Origin of the sequence: Reichenbachiella carrageenanivorans (genome assembly GCF_025639805.1) — a bacterium.
In the GTDB taxonomy this organism is placed as follows: Bacteria; Bacteroidota; Bacteroidia; order Cytophagales; family Cyclobacteriaceae; genus Reichenbachiella; species Reichenbachiella carrageenanivorans.
In genome coordinates, this window is sequence record NZ_CP106735.1 from 498478 (window position 1) to 516380 (window position 17903).

Below are 17903 nucleotides of genomic sequence, written 5' to 3' on the forward strand. Positions count from 1 at the left end.
GTTGAGATTAATCGTATCCAAAAGATGTTGTGATTGCATCTTTTGGATACTGTAATAACTCATCATTGAACTACACGCAATTTGTATTACGTGCCTTCGTTTTTGAATAGTAATGCGTGTATCATGCCTGAATTACAGCGCTTATTAATTGATTCAATTTGATGACTGGAGGAACTTCCTCCATTTACAATAGTACAAGATCATCATTCACTTAATACTCTCAATAATTTCATTTCTTTGCTCATTTGTAACAAGCATTTGAAACAGAAAAAACACGATTCAATAGGATTAAGGGGATATTTCAACGTTACTTACCCAAGAATAATACTTCTGAGGTAGATGCTAATCCCTGATCATCTGTGAGGGTGAGATAGCCTGCTTGCAGTTGGTTAGGAAGGTCTATCACCAGGTCAGTAGCAAGGAGAATATCTCGCTCTTCCCACTTCTTGTCTGGCCACTTATTACTCGCATCTCTAGTGAAATAAAATTTGGCATGAGCAGCCTTGCTCAATCGCTTGGGATCGATAGAGATCGTAAGGCTAAGTCCATCGCCGCTCATGGTCAAGTTGCCCAGACCAAAGTCTGGACTCTCTCCATTAATTACTTCTTTGGCAAAGGCATAACTCTCCATGCGGCTCCAGCCTGGTCCATGCCCATGCTTCATGTTCAGGGCAATGATGGCATGTCCATTTTGGGCAGCATTAGCTGACCGTACTACTATAGGAGGAGGAAAATGAGCATCGTTGGTTCCTGATATAAATAGCATTGGTGCTACAGCCTGTGACAAATAGATAGAAGGCTCATAGTTGGTCTCTACATTCTGCAAGTACGCGCCACCAGTGGCCAGAGCTTTGCCCATATGGCCATCGGATTCTGGTAAAAAACCACACCCATAAATAGGAACAGCAAATTTAACTCGATCATCAATACCAGCGACCACACTGGTCAGGATACCTCCCCAGCTCACACCTACTACACCGATTTGATCGGCATTGACCTCTTCAAAATCAGCCATCAGCGAGTGTGCCAATAGTACTTGAGACACAGCATGATAAAACCATTGGTTTGACACGTCCTCTTTCCAGTCGTGAAAAACACCTACACGCTGAGGACCTGAGGTAGCAAACAGATCTCGTTCGTTGTGAGGTTTGGCAGACGGAATGTGTCCCTCCAGATCCATGGCAATGGCAGCAAACCCTTGGTTGTTCCAACGTTTGATCCACTGCACAAACGCTGTACCTCCACCACCATGCACGAGTACTACAGCAGGCCATCCCCCTTCAGGAGCTTCTCCTGCTGGAGCCGAATAATAGGCGTAAACTTCCGTTTCCTGGCCTTTGTACGGTAGTGCTTTGTAAAACAGACTCTTGTAGCCTACTGTAGCTGCTATTTCTGTTTCTCTAAACTCTGGTGCTTTTTTTAATTGGGTTACGTCCCAAGGCCCTGTATTCCATTTCGGCGAACGCTCTCCTTCTGACTTAGCAGCGATCATAGGCTGCATAACTCCACTTACTAGTACTACAGCAGCTAGCAGGCTTCTATAAGACAATTTCAATATGCTCATTCTCCTGACTTTATTTGATAATCGGAGGACCTTGCAGCCCTTTCAAATAGTATTTCACACCTTCGGCTACATTGTCTATATCTGGAGATGCAAAGAATAAGGTCAAACTATTGTAATCGTCTTCTGGGATTTGCATTCTAGAAAAATCAAACGTTACTTCTTGCCATTGATCATAAGCAGTGATCGTTGCGATCTTGACCAATTGTGTTTTTACATCTCCGTCTTTTCTAAGCACAAGCGAAACACGATTTTCTGGCAAAGCCTTACCTGAGTTAGACACTAGAATATTCAATGAAAATTTCTTATTTTGTTTTATTTCAATCCTTCCATTGAGATCAAACTCCATCCCTGCAAATCTGCCACTTTGCCTCGTAAACATACCTACCTTAGCTCCTGATACTATAGGATCTTGAACATTTTTGGAATAAGTACCCACATATACTTTGGATGTGGAGACTACACCTTGACCGAGAGCGAAATCAAAATAGTTGTCCAATTTGGGTTCCACGGTATTGACTACGGACATTTCTCTGAATGGCAGTAGTGATTTTCCATTGGAGTCTAAGACTTCACCTTTGGTGAAAGCCAAATAAATAATCTCTCCCATTCCTACAGGCTCATCGAGTTCTAAAGCGATGTTTCTATCAGAAACCTCCACATCTTTGACACCTACTTTTCTGGCGCCATTCACTATGGCTACAAAGGATGTTTTTTTAGAAACGGATTTGATATCACCAGAAGATTTTACCACAAGGTTGATTTTAGTTCCGTCTTTGCTGGTTTCCGCAACTACCACTACATTATTCGTTTCTACCTTTGGCCCATTCACACTTTTCAGGTAGTATTTGGTGCCCGTGGCTTTCAGGTCGGAATCATTGAATCCAAAAAACAAGGAGACCTCATTGTAGGCGGCATTCGGCTCCAAACTACTAAAATCGAAAGTATAGGTTACCCATTCATCGTATTGGGCAATGGGCTTCACCAGCGCCAATTGCGTAGAGCCTTCTCCATCCTGTCTCAGGATAAATGCAATTTTGTGATTCGCAATAGGAGCTTCTGGCTTTTGAGCATAAATAGTAGCTGTAAAAATACCTTTTGCTAAATCGAGAGTGCCTGGAAGCTGCAAATTCAAAAATGAAAACCTACCTTCCTCCTTATCGAATTCCAAGCATTTTTTTACCCCAGCTATGTTAGCTACTTCCCTTGTTTTACCTAGAAAGGGAGTCAAAACCCCTATTCCATCTCCTTCTCCATAGTAGGAGGCCAAATCTTGTGCAGATAAGATATTTCCAGATAGAAGTATCACTACCAAAGTATTTATTATTTGTATCTTCATCGCTTTATTAATTAATCGTTTAACCATTTTATTGATGCAGTCATTGCATTTAAATCTGCCGTAACTTCTGCATTTTCAAATGACCGGCTCAAAGTCCAGTTATTTGTTTTAAAATCCCCAAGTGGCTTGCCTGGAGACTTGTTAAGTATTTCATAATCTACACCCCATCCATTTTCCCATTGGTATCCCCATGTATAACCAAAATAGGCTCCTTCATGGGCTCCTAATAAAAATAGTGCTAGATTGAATTCTATTCTGTCTTTAGCGGTTTGGATCTTCCATTCCTCAGATTCAGCCATCTCTGTTTCGTCTAGCCACGAGAACCCTGGCCAAGCTTTGACCAATACCATTTTTCCTAATTTCCCTGCGGCTTGTATAGCCTCTATGTCTCGCAAAATAGCTTCCTTGCTCGTACTGTTGAAATAGGCAAAGTGCTCCATCATAGCAGCATCATGAGCAGGCAAAAATTCCATGCCCTGTGTGTAATCTGTACTGTTATGCGATCTCAATCCATTGTAAATCAATAATTGGTCAGGCCCTAACTCAGCTCGGGTTTCGGCAATGAGTAGCTCTAGCCCAGCATTGATAGCATCGTACTTTTCTTGTCCCCATAAGGCAATATTGCTGGACAGAGACACCTGACCATAGGCATCCATAAAAATACCATCACAAAAACCGTTAATGGTGGCATCTTTGGCTACGCTAATCCACCAATCGCGTACTGCTGGGTTTGACAAATCGTATCGTTTGATCGTGGTGCCTGCTTTATAATCTATCTCACCATTGACATCGTACAGCCACCACTCAGGATGATTATCATATTCTTCCATGAGTTCGTAAAAATCATATTGCAATACCGTATTCCAATAATAGATAACCTTGACCTCTGGATTGGCCGCCTTAAGTGCTATTGTTTCTCTCTGAATAGCCTCAAATACATCATAATCATCTCGCCCGTGTGCCTTCTCCAATACCACCAAATCTGTGTGGTCTGCTACAAAGTCCACTTCCTCCTCAGTCAGCATTTGTCCTTTCCAAAAATGAAAAAACACTGGAATACCATCATCCCAACTGTAGTCAATGGGAAGATCTATGACTACCTCTTCGGAAGTATTGTCCTCATGTTCATTGGTCTCTTCTTCTTGATCCTCGCCTCCAGACTCCATGTCATCTATTTCACTAGAAGCACAAGCTTGAAATAGAAACATCAATAACATCGCTATCTGAAGCATTTTCATCGCTTCTATTCGATTGACAAGCTTTGGTATGATTTTCTTTTTATTCATGGCTGTTAGTTAATTTATCAACTGGTACTGAATAAGTGATCTCCCATGTTTTGCTTTCGGGACGATAATCTACCTGATAATAATCCTTTCCATACTTTTCTTGCTCAGACACGATGTCTTCTATTTTTTTGCCATTCACAACAATGTCGGCTGTGCGGTAATCCTTCAATCCAGAAAAGGTAATGGGTACGTAGGCTAAGCCAGATTTCAAATCGATCGAAGCCGTAGACCCGTTTTCTACCTCTATGACCAACGGATACTGGCGTGAGACTTTCCCTTGATCGACAGTCACTTTTACCTGATTTTGCACAGCTTCTCTAAAGACTGGACGCCATGTATCTGCATTTCCGTCACCTTGTAAAAACTTAGAAAAAGCTTCGTTAGGGCCGTAGTAGCTATTGGCCTCTTGTGGCAATATGACAATGACCAAGGTGGCTTCGATATAGTCTCCTGGGTAAAGCACGTCAACTTCTTGAGACAAGGCTAGTTCGGTGAGTGAACCTTGTACACCCCTAGATGTAGAGGCATACTCCGAAAAATGTGGAGCTACTTTTTCCCCTTTAGCCTTGGCATCCCATGATCTCACTATCAGTCCCTTATTGGCCCAAGCAGCCCATTCTTTAGGGCTGGTATTCACTGCTTGGTGCATGCTCACCCACGGGATATTACCCTCCAGTTTCACTCCAGATTTGGCATAAGTACCGTTGCCCCATGTGGCTTCCCATTCTTCAACCAACCCATTTTCATTGCCGATAGCAAATTGTTTTTCTTTGGAGTAGCTATAGGTGTCAGTACCCAATTGCATCACCACCAATTTGTCAAACTTCAAGGTGTCTTTTACTTGAAATTTGACCTTGTATACACCTCGCAAGTAATCGTCTGTTCGGAAGATCTGACTGGTAAGCTGGTAGTCGCCTGCCCCATCAGGGGTCTGGCCTGAATAGATGACCTCTGTGAGATTGGGGCAATTTCTAAGGTGAACAGTCTTGATTGCACGCATGGCCTGGCGCTTTCCGTCTTTGGAAAAAATACGCATAAAATCTGCTCCTCCAACATTTGGCGTCCAGCTCCACTTTACTGGTCTCGCTATTTCTGGATTTTGTGAGGCAATCATCAAAGGACGTACGTCTGTAATCATCGAACTGGCCTGTCCGCCATCAGGTTCGTAGCAGATGTTTTCACCAAAAGCTCCGATCGCACTCTCTTCCCATAGTTGCTTATTTCCACGGCCGCCTTTCTCCCAACCTACGAGAGATAGCTGCGCATGTGATGCTGCAGGCAATGTCCCCCAAAAAGCCTTGACCACAACCAGCTCCAGTTCCAATTCTGAATGAGCTGGAATCTGCAATTGTGTATATCCACGCACCCAAGGGCCGCTAAATTTTCTTTCGCTTTGGTGCCAATTCTTAGATATTTGTACGGGTAGTCCAGTTGGATTTCCTGCCTTGTCTCGAATGATCATAGAAATGCCTGGCAAACCTCGTACCTGTGTCTTTTTGCTAAATACCAATTGTGCCAGTTGCGACTCGTTCCCTTCGTTTTTGATTTTGAATGTTACAGTTTCGATACCTTCTATATCTGCATCACTAATCATTTCCACATGAGTCGCTCCTGTGAGTTCGTCGCTAAATACCTCTAGTTTTTTGGAAAGCTTTGCATCTTTGGCCTCGATAGACCAATGCTTCTTGCTAGTGAAGTTTGCCGTCTGAATGACCAACGAAGCCTCTTTATTAGACCCTTGAACCTGTAGACTCTTTTTCCATTTCAAATCACCTACTGTTCGCGCTTCCCAAATCAAGTTAGACTTAGTATCTAATGCCTGCAAAGACTTTTGGGTCGACACATAAGTTTGGTCAGCCTGATTTGGGAGAAATTCTATACCCAACACTGCTTCTTCTTCATCGAAACCTACAGACTCCAACTTGAAAGCCAACCGGTCTGGCCACGAGCTCACCTCTAGTGCCAATTTCATTAATGGTGCTTCCATGGGAAGTTTTATGTCGGTGATGTATCGTCTTTGATAATATTTACCACTTTCTATGAGTTCACAATTCCTCAGATCTGATGGCCCCATGATTACATCGTATCGCTTGCCCTTATACTCGACATAGAACTTGATTAGGTCTTGAGCTGGAAAAGGGGCTATGTACGAACTAGCTGCCGTCAGGTGTGACTCGGAGTTAGTACGAGTTTGAAACTGCGTGAGGCGTAGTTTTTTAAAATCAAACGCGGCAAAATGATTGTTTGTTTCCAGATGAAACTCGCTTGATTCAAACAATGGCGAAGGATAATACATGAATGTATAATCTTTCGTTCCTTCCCACAGCTCGGTGGGCAACTGCGCCTTTGCTAATCCCGAGACTAGCAAAGCAAACGCACAAACCATCAAATATCTTCCCTTCTTCATTCTTTTTATTTCGATCACAAAATCATCACTACTGTAGAAAGGGACCTCTCAGATTGTCGATATAGTATACCATACCTGTGGCATCTAAATCTGTGTCTGGTTGTCCGAAAAACATATACACTCTTTTATAATCTGTCTGAGGTACTACATTTGAGAAATCGATTTCATATTCCACCCATTTCCCATAGTTGGCAATATCTACATCTACAAACAGACTGACTTGGCCTGCACCTAAGCCATTCTCATTTCTTAGAATAATTGTGAATCGGTTGTTCGTCACTATTTTGCCTGGATCCTCTACTAAAGCCCAAAACTTAAAATCACCGTAATTGTCTATGTCGATGAGATCTGGCAGTAAAAAGTTCATGAACGAAAATGTCCCCTCTGCTTTCACAAATTTCCCCACAGTAGCATTTGTATTGATTCCTGTCACATTTGGATTGCTCACCACTGTATGCGTACCTACCGACACGACATCCAAGGTGGCCAAATTACTCACGGCTACATATTCATAATAGGTCTCTGTAAACTTCACGACCACTTCGATTGTGTCGATAAATCCTCCATTCTCCGAAGTCACCGTTACGATGGCTGTTCCCTCGCCTACGGCTGTGATCAACCCTGATGCTGAGACGGAAACTACTGAATTATCGTCTACCGACCAGTTCACGTTCTGATTAGACGCATCTACTGGCATCAGTTCGGCACTGAGCTGTAAGGATTCGCCTACGGCTCTAAATTCCACATTTGTCTGATCGGGCATTATCTTAACACCCGTCACCAATATAGGAGCTGAAACATCAACATTCATTGAATTGGATGTGAACGAACCATTAGATACTGAGATGGTAGTGACTCCGATAGCTTCCGCCTTAACCACGCCATGTTCGTCTATGGTCACCACATTTTCATTGGCCGAAGTCCATACCCAAGTCGTGTCATTCGCATTATCGGGTGTATAGCTGATCTCAACACTAGTCTCATTTCCTTCTTTTAGGTATAAAGTGGAAGGAGATATAATCAGAGAAGTGAGTTTGACCAGCGGATGTACAGTCACACTTGCAGATGCTGTGATGTCGTCATTGTTGTAGTTTTTCACTGTAGCCACAATCTGAGTCTCCCCTACGGACACTCCTGTGATCGTACCATCTTCAGCTACAGTAGCTATCGATGGGTCTTCCGAACTCCATGCGACCAAACCTAAGCTATCTACCGCTGCGGGTAGTGTGTTTGCGGCTATTTTTCCTTGTTTGCCACTTGCTATATCGATCACTTGGGGGCTTACCGAGATGCTCTCTACATAGATGTCTTGATCGGTGACCACTACATAGGAGGAGTCTATCCAGTCCAGATGGACTGATTTGGCATAAACAACGGCTAGCCCGTTTTTCTTAGCGATTACTTTTCCGTCAGCCCCTAGCTCTACAAACTCCTTTGAGGATTCTGACAGAGACCATTCAACCTCTTCGCTGATGCCATTTGGCAAGCTATATGCTTCGAATTGTATGGTGTCATCTACAGCCATAGTCACGGGTGTTTGCCATGGGCTGATGCTAATAGATCGATCGTCCGATTGAACAGACTCGTCTGTGTAGCACCCATTGAAGATCACCATACAGAACACTAGGCCAAGGGTAGTTTTAATCATGTTTTTCATATCATTTGTATTAGTGTTGAGCTCACATTTCTACTGGATTCAGTATCACTTTCGATAACTTGATCCATCCCGTTTCATCTTTGTCATTCAAAGAAATACTCACAGTATGTTTGCCAGATTCATCAAATTTTATCACCCCTATTTTTCTGGTTTTAAAAACGGTCATTCTTCTGGTTTCATCCTGACCCACTACTCGGTCTATATTTCCACTGAAGGTTGGTACAAAGTGATAATTAACATCATCGATTGATAAACGTCCTTCTTGCAAGTCAGATGACTGATCGCAGGCATAATTGATTTCTATAGTATATAGTCCTGGCTTCGGCACTTGAATCGTCCATTGTGCCTGACTTCCTTTTTCTTTCCAGTTGGTCAGGGTGGCTACGGAGTGCCAATCACCAAAAATCTCCATCCAACGCTCCTCGCCCTGTTCTGCCCCAGAAACGACTGCTTCATGTGGGTACAAAATATTCGATACCCCAGAAGATAGCATTTTGTCTTTCTGGAAAGTGAGTCCGTCGTTTTCGTGTTCCAGCACAATCACAGAAGCAATGGCTTCGTGTTTGGCTATGGGTACCATCAAACAAGAGGCTCTGGTCAATTGCTTAAATTCTACAGGTTCATCGTTATCGAGAAAATAAGCCTTGCTGACTCCTCCAGTGATCGAAGGCAACCAAACGCGACCATCGTCTGGCCATTCTTTGATGAAAATATAGGTTTTGTCCTTGGATCGAGTAGCTCCAAGCCCACTCTGACCACCTATGTCTACTGGCACAGTTTGATAAATGGCTTCTTCATGGTTTTTGATCCAATCGCCTGCATTTCTCAGAATCTCTGACGACATCTCAGGAACGGTACCCTGACCAGTAGGGCCTATATTGAACATATAGTTTCCTCCTTTGGTGATGACGTTGATCAATCTATGGACGATCTCTTCGGGGGTCTTCCAGTTGATATCCAATTTGCTATACGCCCAGGTGTTGTTGTGGGTATCTGGTGTCTCCCAGAGACCACCCAAAGGCTTATTTGGAATCTGATTGTCACCCATTGAGACAAAGTCACCCAACCCTTGTCCTATTCGGCTGTTGATAAGGCAATTGGGCTGGTATTTTTCTACCATATCCTTGATCTGAAGAACCTGAGATTCTTTAATTGGTCCTGGCGTATCGAAAAATATACAACCAATTTCACCATAGTTAGTTAGCAGCTCCTTGATTTGCGGTAGCGCCTTCTTTTTCAAATATTTATCGAAATCAGCCTCTTCCCAATTATAGTCCCAAGTATTTCCGTATCCATTTTTCTCTGTCCAATCCTGCGTTTGCGAATAATAGAACCCAAATTTCAACCCTTTGGCACGAGCCGCTTCGGCTAGTTCTTTCACGATGTCCCTTTTGAATGGCGTTGCATCCATCACGTCGAAATCGCTCGCTTTAGTATCGAAGAGGGCAAATCCGTCGTGATGCTTGGCAGTGATCACCAAATATTTCATACCTGCATCTACTGCTAGCTGCGCTATTGCATCTGCGTCGAAATCGACAGGGTTGAATTGAGCAGACATTTTTTTATACTCAACTGTGGGAATTTGTGCTCGCTTCATGATCCACTCATTGATCCCAAAATAATGCTCGCCCTGCCACTCACCAGCCAAGTCAGAGTATAGTCCCCAATGTATAAACATAGCAAACTTGGCCTGTTGATACCATTTGTAATCTTTCTTGAGGTAGTTGGCTTCTTTCACATTTCTTTCTCCCCATAATTCATCCATGCCCTTCTCACTTTTATTCTGAGCCGTGGCCAAGCCTCCTGCCAATAGGAGTACAATTGTGATATATCTTTTCATTATCAGTTTCATATTAATTAGTATCCATCATTTTGAACCCAAGATTTATTCAGCGTCATTTCGTCTACGGGTATTGGCCATAGATGCTCATGCGCTGGGTAGGTCGTTACAGGAGCGTTGACCAGTATGTCGTTGATTACAGTAGCTCCGAGATAGTCTGGGTTATCTGAAGAACTGTAATAAACGTCACGAGTATTCGACTCTTCTAGGAGTCGGTTGGTTCGAATCAAATCAAACTTTCTTTTGCATTCGGCATGTAATTCCACCCTTCTTTCTTGCCAGACTACTTTCTTGAATCCTTCGTAATCCAAACCCAGAGGAAGATCTCCCAGGCCTGCTCTATTTCTTAACCTATTGATTTGTGCATAGGCTTGTGCCGTAGGCGCACCATTGACTTCGTTGACTGCCTCAGCGTATATCAGCAAGGCATCGGCCACTCTGTACAAGACAATGTTGTTTTCTCCATCGTTGTCTATCACACCATCATTACCATTATAGATGGCTGGATCTGCCCATTTTCTAAATACTGGATTGGTATATCCTGTACTACCATCTGCCATGGTAGTTTTTGAGAGTAGTCCCCACTCTTTTCTTTCATCACCTGCTTCGAATGTTCTGAAAAAGTCAGGCGTTGGGATATAAAACCCACGTTTTCCTCCACTGAGTGGCGATGAGTTTACTTCTGGCGAATTTCCCCAAAACAAGTTCTGACGAGCCATCAACACTTCACTCACCAAATACAAACCTTCTCCTTCTGCACCAATCCCCATTCCGGCAAGGTTTCCAAACTCAACTAATGATTCTGAAGAAAAAGCTTCGAGCCATGGGCGAGCATAAGCTGGCTCAGTGCCAATAAAGGATGTGTGAATATCGAATCCATCAGGATTTTGAATGACTTCCCATGCCGCATCTTGTGCTAGCTCATAGTATTTGGCATCTCCTTGTACCATCTGTCCTTGGGAGGTTCTCCTCCACCCAGCTCTGGTCAGGTAGACTTCGGCCAGCACCACTTTGGCCGACCATTTAGTCATTCGGCCGATATCATCTCCTGTATAAGAACCAGGAAGAAGATCTGCGGCTTCGATCAAATCAGGAATAATCACTTGTTCATATACCTCTTCTACAGACTGTCTTTCGGCTACTTTGATAGCGGTAAGGCTATTGACAGACTCTAAAAAAATAGGCTGATCTCCCCACATACGAACCAAATGGTAGTAATAAAGTGCTCGCATAAACAAGGCTTCTCCAATGATTGGAGCTTTCTCCTCTTCTGATATCTCAGTTATAGCACTAATCAAATCGATCGCATTATTGGCATCGGCTACTCCTTGCCACAGGGGTCCCCATACACCTGTATACATAAACTGCTCGGTAGCAGTCAAAGTGTGAGTCACATAGGGAGCCACCACAGTAGAATATAATTCTTGAGGAGCCATATTGTCGGTGCCAATTTCCCAAAGCGGCATCCATCGCGCATAAAGTTTGGTCCCTTCCGTCCAATTTTCATATGCTGCAAATACTAGTTTTTCGGCTCCTTCTACTGTGTGTGGAATATCGTCTACTGTAAGTAAATTTTTAGGGTTTTCCTCAAGAAAATCCTGACATCCTACCGAAATGGCTAAACACAAAAGCAGTGTAATTTTTGAAAATACTTTCATAATTGATTTCTTTAAAAATTGAGGTTAAGTCCAAAAGTGTATGTGCGTGGCAGTGGATAAACACCGTAATCATGCCCCATAGACAAGGCGTTTGAACCAGTAAGCGACACGTCAGGATTGTACCCCTTATAACTAGTCCAAGTATATACATCGCTCATCGACACGTACACTCGGCCACTTGTAGCCCCGTTTTTCGTTCGAAATTTGTATCCCAAAGAGATGTTTTTCAATCGTATATAAGATGCATCTTCGATCACACGATCACTGAAAGGCATATTGTTGAAATTGTTTTGTACGAAAGGCAAAGGTTGTGTGTCGCTCGGCGATTCTGGTGTCCAGCGAGCATCGTACAAACTTTGTGGTGTGCCTGTATTGCCTTCTAGGAAGGACAGCCTCCAATAGGTCAAATTGGCCATATCTCGACCATGCTCTCCATAGAAGAAAAAACTAAAGTCAAATTTTTTGTACGTCACGGTATTGTTCAAAGACCAAACAAAATCTGGCTGTGCTCTTCCTATAATCCCTCTGTCGTCATTGGTTAATTTCCCATCTCCATCTATGTCTTTGTATTTTACCTGACCAGGATATTTAGCTGTATTTTTATCGCTTTCTTTCCATGGTGTATAAGAAGGCAGTGTACCGTTTAGACCAGCTCTATCTGCATTAAACTTGACAGCAGATTCTTCTAAGGAGAGTCCTTGAAATTCAGCAAAATCTTCGTATTGATAAATACCATCTGAATAATATCCCCAGAATGCCCCCAGCTCTTCATCTACTAGCAAGCGCTGTGTAGGTCCTGTAACCCACGGGTTTTGGTAACCCGCACGAAGCGAGTCCGTCAGCAAACTAGTCACCACTGTTTTGCCTACAGACATATTGAGTGAGGATTTCCAAGAGAAATTTTGACTTTCTATGTTTACCGTATTCAACTGCACCTCTACACCCTTGTTTTGAATCGATCCCACATTCAACAGGCCCGATGTAAATCCAGTGATGGCTGGTACTGAGGTAGACAACAACAAGTCGTCGGTGTTTTTGATATAAGCATCGACTGTCAATGTAATTAGGGAGGTGAAAACACCTAAATCTAAACCTACATTTAGTTCTGATGTTCTTTCCCATCTCAATTCATCGTTGGTGAAATTGGCCGCTCTGAATACAGACTGTTGCACTTCATTTTGACCCAAGATCACAGATTCGGTGGTGTAGCTCTGCAGCGACTGGCCCGATTGCGTAGCTGGATTTCCTGTAGTACCATACCCAACACGCAGTTTCAACAAGTTGATAGCTGAAACGTCGAAAAAGTCTTCTTTGTCTATTTTCCAACCTACAGAACCTGCAGGGAAAAATCCCCATTTATTACCTTCCGAAAATTGAGACGCTCCATCCATTCTAAAACTAGCCGTCAGAAAATACTTCCCTTTATAGTTGAGCGATGTTCTAGCTGTTCCGGACATTAATCTTTTTCTATCCCATTCGGAAATAGAAGGCAACTGATCCAAACCTGAACCTAGATCATAATACAATGTAGCATCCGTAGGAAAATCGGCAGCCTCCGACTGCACCCAATCGACTGTGGTCTCTCTCATAGAGAATACCAATAGGTTTTGGATACTGAGTCCCCCCACATTGGTATTGTATCTGAGAAAGTTATCGATATTCCATAGCTCATAGTTCAAGGCTCTGCTTCGTGCCCATCCCCCATTGTATCCTAGGGTGTTGATCGTTCGATCTCTATAGGAGTTGAACGTTCGTGATTGAGAGGTAAACCCGACACGACTCTCTACAGACAATTTTTTTGTGATACTATAAGAGGCATTCACATTTCCAATAATCGTCTTACTGGAATAATCCATAATATTACCATAGATATAATCCAATGGAGTGTTTTGTAATTCTACAAGATCGTCGTTGGTCAAGACATTGCCACCGTCTGCCGACATCGTAGGCTGCGTACGAAGGGTATGAAAAACAACTCCACCCTGCCCTGTCGTTCGAGAATCAAAACCTGTCGATGTATTAGCGACTTGAGACTTACTAGAAATCACAGCTAAATTGGTACCTATACTCAGTTTATCACTTACTTCGCCATTGATATTGGCACGAAGGGATAACCGATCGTAGCCCGTCTGTGGAACGATACCATCAGACTTGTAGTAATTCAAAGAAGTAAAATACCTGAGTTCCTTGCTTCCTCCTGACAGCGAAATATCATTATTCAAAGTATATCCTGTTTTGTAAACTTCTTTCTGCCAGTCCGTAGATTCGATTTCTCCAGCCATTGCCGCACTAGCTAATGAATCCTCGAGATTCTGACCTGCCTCCTGTCTGAGTAGCAAAAAATCATTGGCATCAATCATATTCATGAATCGATCCTTTGGGAGATCGTGTATAGAAGTAGTAGATGAGACGCTCAGCTTGGGCGTACCTACTTTTCCTTGTTTGGTAGTAATCAAAATGACACCATTGGACCCCAATGCTCCATAGATAGCCGTTGAGGATGCGTCTTTTAGGATTTGAACAGATTCGATATCAGCGGGATTCAAATCTGCAATAGCACTTAGCCTAGCGCCTCCTTCCTCTTCGAATCCATCTATGCTCGTATTGTCTAAAGGGACTCCATCGACCACATATAACGGTTGGGTATTGCCACCAATGGAATTGATTCCTCTAATTCTGACGGTAGAAGACGCCCCTGGCTGCCCGCTATTGGAGGTCACTGTCATACCAGCTACCTGTCCCTGAAGCGCGTTTTCTACTGAGGCCTTTGTTTCATTTTCTATTGCATCATGGCTTACACTCGAGATCGCTCCAGTGAGTGCTCCTTTTTTCTGAGAACCATAACCAATTACAACAACCTCGTCGAGGTTGTTCGCATCTTCCATCAAGGTGACATCTATGGTAGACTGCCCGTTGACAGCTACCTCTTGGGTACGATACCCGATAAACCTAAATACGAGAATATCATCTTGAGCCACTTCGATTGAATAGGCTCCGTCCAAATTAGAGACCGTCCCTACGGTAGTGTTCTTCACTAATATACTTGCCCCTGGCAAGGCTCCATCCGTACTTCCTACGGTACCAGATACTGTAATGCTTTGTCCTTTTGTAGTAAATGCTAGCAGAATAAATATGGCCAGTACTAGCAGACATTGAGCATACATGCGTTCATGTATTGTTTTTGTCATTGTATCATTTTTTAAAAAAATATAGTGAATTGAATAACGATAACATGCTATCAAGACTCAAACTCTAAGTCTAAAGTAGGCCAGACTTTACTGAATCTATTAGTCTAACTTTTCAAATGTTTGCTCAATTCTTACAAGATACTTAAACAACTTATTATCAATACATTACTATTAAAAACAGCATCCTTTATTTCTTAATTCACAGATTGGTTTAGCCCTTTGTTAGAAAATCCTAAGAGTTTTAAACTTTTAGTCTTACCATCAAATGGCTTACTTGAGTAGTAATTGGGATTGGAAGTGATCTGTCCTTTGCCTTCTTTAGATTGGATATAGAAAACAGGCATAGCCCCCTGAACTGGCTGGCTATAAAGAGTGATCACAGCCTTCGAGTCTGTAGATACCCTGACTTGCCCATCGACTATAACATAGCTCAATTTTTTTATATCGGATTCCTTTCTCTTGCCTGGCTGAGGAGTTGAATAAGCAGATAGGTTATACCTATCAGTCTTTTCTTTGATTTCATCAACTGAATTTCCAACTACAAAGAAGTAACGAAAAGTCATAGACTTGCCTGAGGTCAGGCTATTTCCCACTCGTTTGATAATCGAAAACACGTGGTAGTCACGGTTTTTTACCGAGCCAGCTGTACCGTACCTCATAATGTCTGGCAGACGACTCTCATCTACAGGATATACGAGACCCAATGCAGGCGCATCGCCTGCGGCATCGGATGAAAAAGCAACCCAACCTCCTGTATCTCTAGTTTTGATAGACTTGCCCTCTCCAAATTGCGCTTGAACCATCTCAAAGCCTTGTTTTGGATTGGATATAAACAAGTGCTGAAGGGATGATTCTCTGACTCCTCCCCAAGGCACATTCAGGTGGTTGAGTGTATCACTTCCAAAATTGTATAACATACAATCCACTTGGATGATACCATCTCCTTTGTTGGTGTACCGAGTATAATACAAGAGTCGCGAGGTATACCCCGTCCGCTCGTTGTCGTCGGTATGTGCTTGCAACCCCCAGTTGATGGTTGTGTATTGTTCTTTTTCGGCATCATAGTAAGCAGCCAACTGTGGAGAGTAAAAAGGGTGTGTTTGCTCTGGTGTTTTTAAATAAACTCCCGCTTGATGGATAAAATACTTTCTACCACTTTTGGCGTCGTTTAGTTGATTGTCGGTCGCTACCATTTGCCAAACGTCGTCTACCCAAGGCGCATAGGCAGGCCCTCCCCCATTTTTAGCAAGCTTTGATTCGCCATTTCTCCACTGAGGCGGGACAGACTCTCCAAAACTACCTCTGAAAGAATAAACCTGACCTCCTTTCCCTATTCTCATCTGATAAGATGAACTCGCATTCTTCTTACTGTCAAATTTTAGTTGAGCATCAAAGACTAAACTATCTGAAAAGTAATCAGAAACGAACCATTCTGAGTCTGTTGGAGTATAAGTCTTAGAAAACTGAAAATCACCCTTGCTTGCCCCAGGGTATCCAAGCTCAAACACATCGGTCAGCTTATCATCGTATAACGATAGCTCTTGTGCCCATACTTGGGCGCCTAATGCTAAGAGGACTACAGTAAGAATAATACTCATCGACTTATAGAAAAGCATGCTGAATTGGGTGCTGTGGGTAGTTCTTTTTTCCATTTTTTTAGTTCTTTTAAAAGCTCATTTGTAATTTCAGGAAACTCACCTGATATATCATTTTCTTCCGCCCAATCCTCTTCTATATTGTAGAGTTCCGATTTGCTCATTTCTTCGTTTATCATCAGTTTCCAAGGTCCTTTTCTGATTCCTAAATGTGGCCATAAATAGGGTTGGGTATGATTGCCCAACCACTCCCAATAGATCGTCTTCGTCCTAGATGTGGGCGTGCCTTTCAATACTCCCAAGATACTTTCTCCATCAGGTTCGTACTTTTTAGGCATTTTAGCATTTGTCAATTCCACAAATGTCGGCAGCAGATCCACAGCGGTGATTACGCTCGTGGTATCCTTAGTGCCTGGCTCTATTACACCTGGCCACCGAGCGATAAATGGGACTCTGACCCCACCAGCAAACAAGGATCTTTTATTGCCTTTCAGTCCGCCCGTTTCACCTACGGAGTAATAAGTACCAAAACCCTTGTCTCCATGTTTTTTTCTATTCACACCACCAGTACTTTCTGGTCCATTGTCCGAAGAGAATATCACCAAGGTTTTTTCATCTAGCGACAGCTCTTTGAGCAAATCAAATACTTGACCCACTCCATAATCAGCTTCTGCAATCACGGCTGCATATATCTGCTGCTGCTCATTCAAATGCTCAAATTGCTGTAAATACTCTTGCTTAGGAAAATGTGGCGTGTGAGGCTCATGCAACCAAAGGTTGACAAAAAAGGGCTTATCTGCATTTTCTCTAATGAAATCAAGCGCTTTTGGAATGGTCTGATCCGTGGCAATGGCTTCGCCAGGGCCATTAAATCCTGCATATTCATCGTAGCCATAAGCCGCAGGTAGAGGAGCCCCAGCAATGCCTCTGTTGGTCAAATGCCACTTGCCAAAATGACCCGTTCGGTATCCAGCTTCTTGTATCATGCGAGGCAGCATCGGTATATTCGGATCTAACCAATCTGGCATACCAGACTGCACATTGTGACTGATGTCTGCGAAATGCCTGTGAATGCTATTCCTTGCAGGAAATTGGCCTGTCACCACTGCTGCTCTGCTCGGAGAGCACACGGGATGGTTCACCGTAAAATTGTTCAATTCGAGTCCCTCGTCCATCATTTGGTCAAGGTTGGGTGTTTTGCAAAAAGTACTGCCGTGATTACCTATATCTCCATACCCCCAGTCGTCTGAGAAAATGAAAATAATATTAGGCGAATCGGTGGCCTTCTTTTGTCCCTGGGTGACGTTGATCTGAGCCAGACAAAATAGCCAAATCAACGTGATACAGCAGAGGTGTAGTTTATTCAGCATAT

The 17903-nt window shown here is 43.0% G+C and carries 10 protein-coding genes; all 10 read right to left on the bottom strand.

The window, feature by feature from the left end; genetic code table 11:
- Positions 1 to 307: 307 nt before the first annotated feature.
- The gene (locus tag N7E81_RS01850) at positions 308 to 1564 is read right to left on the bottom strand and encodes an alpha/beta hydrolase family protein (RefSeq protein ID WP_263051579.1); all 1257 of its coding nucleotides are present in this window, start codon (positions 1562 to 1564) and stop codon (positions 308 to 310) included.
- Between the two features lie 10 nt (positions 1565 to 1574).
- Positions 1575 to 2900 carry a hypothetical protein gene (locus N7E81_RS01855; RefSeq protein WP_263051580.1) on the bottom strand — a complete coding sequence of 442 codons (1326 nt, stop codon included), beginning with the start codon at positions 2898 to 2900 and terminating at the stop codon, positions 1575 to 1577.
- 11 nt (positions 2901 to 2911) lie between these two features.
- On the bottom strand, positions 2912 to 4186 hold the full coding sequence (locus N7E81_RS01860; RefSeq protein ID WP_263051581.1) for a putative glycoside hydrolase family 15 protein: 1275 nt from the start codon (positions 4184 to 4186) through the stop codon (positions 2912 to 2914).
- Positions 4179 to 6593 (bottom strand): hypothetical protein, encoded by a 2415-nt coding sequence (locus N7E81_RS01865; protein WP_263051582.1) that lies wholly within the window; start codon positions 6591 to 6593, stop codon positions 4179 to 4181. The genes N7E81_RS01860 and N7E81_RS01865 overlap by 8 nt, the downstream gene beginning before the upstream one ends.
- A gap of 28 nt (positions 6594 to 6621) precedes the next feature.
- On the bottom strand, positions 6622 to 8250 hold the full coding sequence (locus N7E81_RS01870; protein ID WP_263051583.1) for an Ig-like domain-containing protein: 1629 nt from the start codon (positions 8248 to 8250) through the stop codon (positions 6622 to 6624).
- Positions 8251 to 8272: 22 nt separating this feature from the next.
- Positions 8273 to 10090 carry an alpha-L-fucosidase gene (locus N7E81_RS01875; RefSeq protein ID WP_263051584.1) on the bottom strand — a complete coding sequence of 606 codons (1818 nt, stop codon included), beginning with the start codon at positions 10088 to 10090 and terminating at the stop codon, positions 8273 to 8275.
- A 17-nt stretch (positions 10091 to 10107) separates the two neighbouring features.
- Positions 10108 to 11748, bottom strand: a complete 1641-nt coding sequence (locus tag N7E81_RS01880) for a RagB/SusD family nutrient uptake outer membrane protein (protein WP_263051585.1) — start codon at positions 11746 to 11748, stop codon at positions 10108 to 10110.
- 11 nt (positions 11749 to 11759) lie between these two features.
- Positions 11760 to 14936 (bottom strand): SusC/RagA family TonB-linked outer membrane protein, encoded by a 3177-nt coding sequence (locus tag N7E81_RS01885; RefSeq protein WP_263051586.1) that lies wholly within the window; start codon positions 14934 to 14936, stop codon positions 11760 to 11762.
- A gap of 194 nt (positions 14937 to 15130) precedes the next feature.
- Positions 15131 to 16588: a hypothetical protein gene (locus tag N7E81_RS01890; protein WP_263051587.1), complete on the bottom strand. Its 1458-nt coding sequence runs from the start codon at positions 16586 to 16588 to the stop codon at positions 15131 to 15133.
- Complete coding sequence (locus N7E81_RS01895; RefSeq protein WP_263051588.1) at positions 16531 to 17901, bottom strand: sulfatase family protein; 1371 nt, start codon at positions 17899 to 17901, stop codon at positions 16531 to 16533. Before N7E81_RS01895 ends, N7E81_RS01890 begins: the two co-directional genes overlap by 58 nt.
- Positions 17902 to 17903 lie beyond the last annotated feature (2 nt).

Excerpts from the sequence above, each read along its gene's own strand:
- N7E81_RS01850 (WP_263051579.1), bottom strand. The coding sequence starts at position 1,564 with ATGAGCATATTGAAATTGTCTTATAGAAGCCTGCTAGCTGCTGTAGTA.
- N7E81_RS01855 (WP_263051580.1), bottom strand. The coding sequence starts at position 2,900 with ATGAAGATACAAATAATAAATACTTTGGTAGTGATACTTCTATCTGGA.
- N7E81_RS01860 (WP_263051581.1), bottom strand. The coding sequence starts at position 4,186 with ATGAATAAAAAGAAAATCATACCAAAGCTTGTCAATCGAATAGAAGCG.
- N7E81_RS01865 (WP_263051582.1), bottom strand. The coding sequence starts at position 6,593 with ATGAAGAAGGGAAGATATTTGATGGTTTGTGCGTTTGCTTTGCTAGTC.
- N7E81_RS01870 (WP_263051583.1), bottom strand. The coding sequence starts at position 8,250 with ATGAAAAACATGATTAAAACTACCCTTGGCCTAGTGTTCTGTATGGTG.
- N7E81_RS01875 (WP_263051584.1), bottom strand. The coding sequence starts at position 10,090 with ATGAAAAGATATATCACAATTGTACTCCTATTGGCAGGAGGCTTGGCC.
- N7E81_RS01880 (WP_263051585.1), bottom strand. The coding sequence starts at position 11,748 with ATGAAAGTATTTTCAAAAATTACACTGCTTTTGTGTTTAGCCATTTCG.
- N7E81_RS01885 (WP_263051586.1), bottom strand. The coding sequence starts at position 14,936 with ATGACAAAAACAATACATGAACGCATGTATGCTCAATGTCTGCTAGTA.
- N7E81_RS01890 (WP_263051587.1), bottom strand. The coding sequence starts at position 16,588 with ATGGAAAAAAGAACTACCCACAGCACCCAATTCAGCATGCTTTTCTAT.
- N7E81_RS01895 (WP_263051588.1), bottom strand. The coding sequence starts at position 17,901 with ATGCTGAATAAACTACACCTCTGCTGTATCACGTTGATTTGGCTATTT.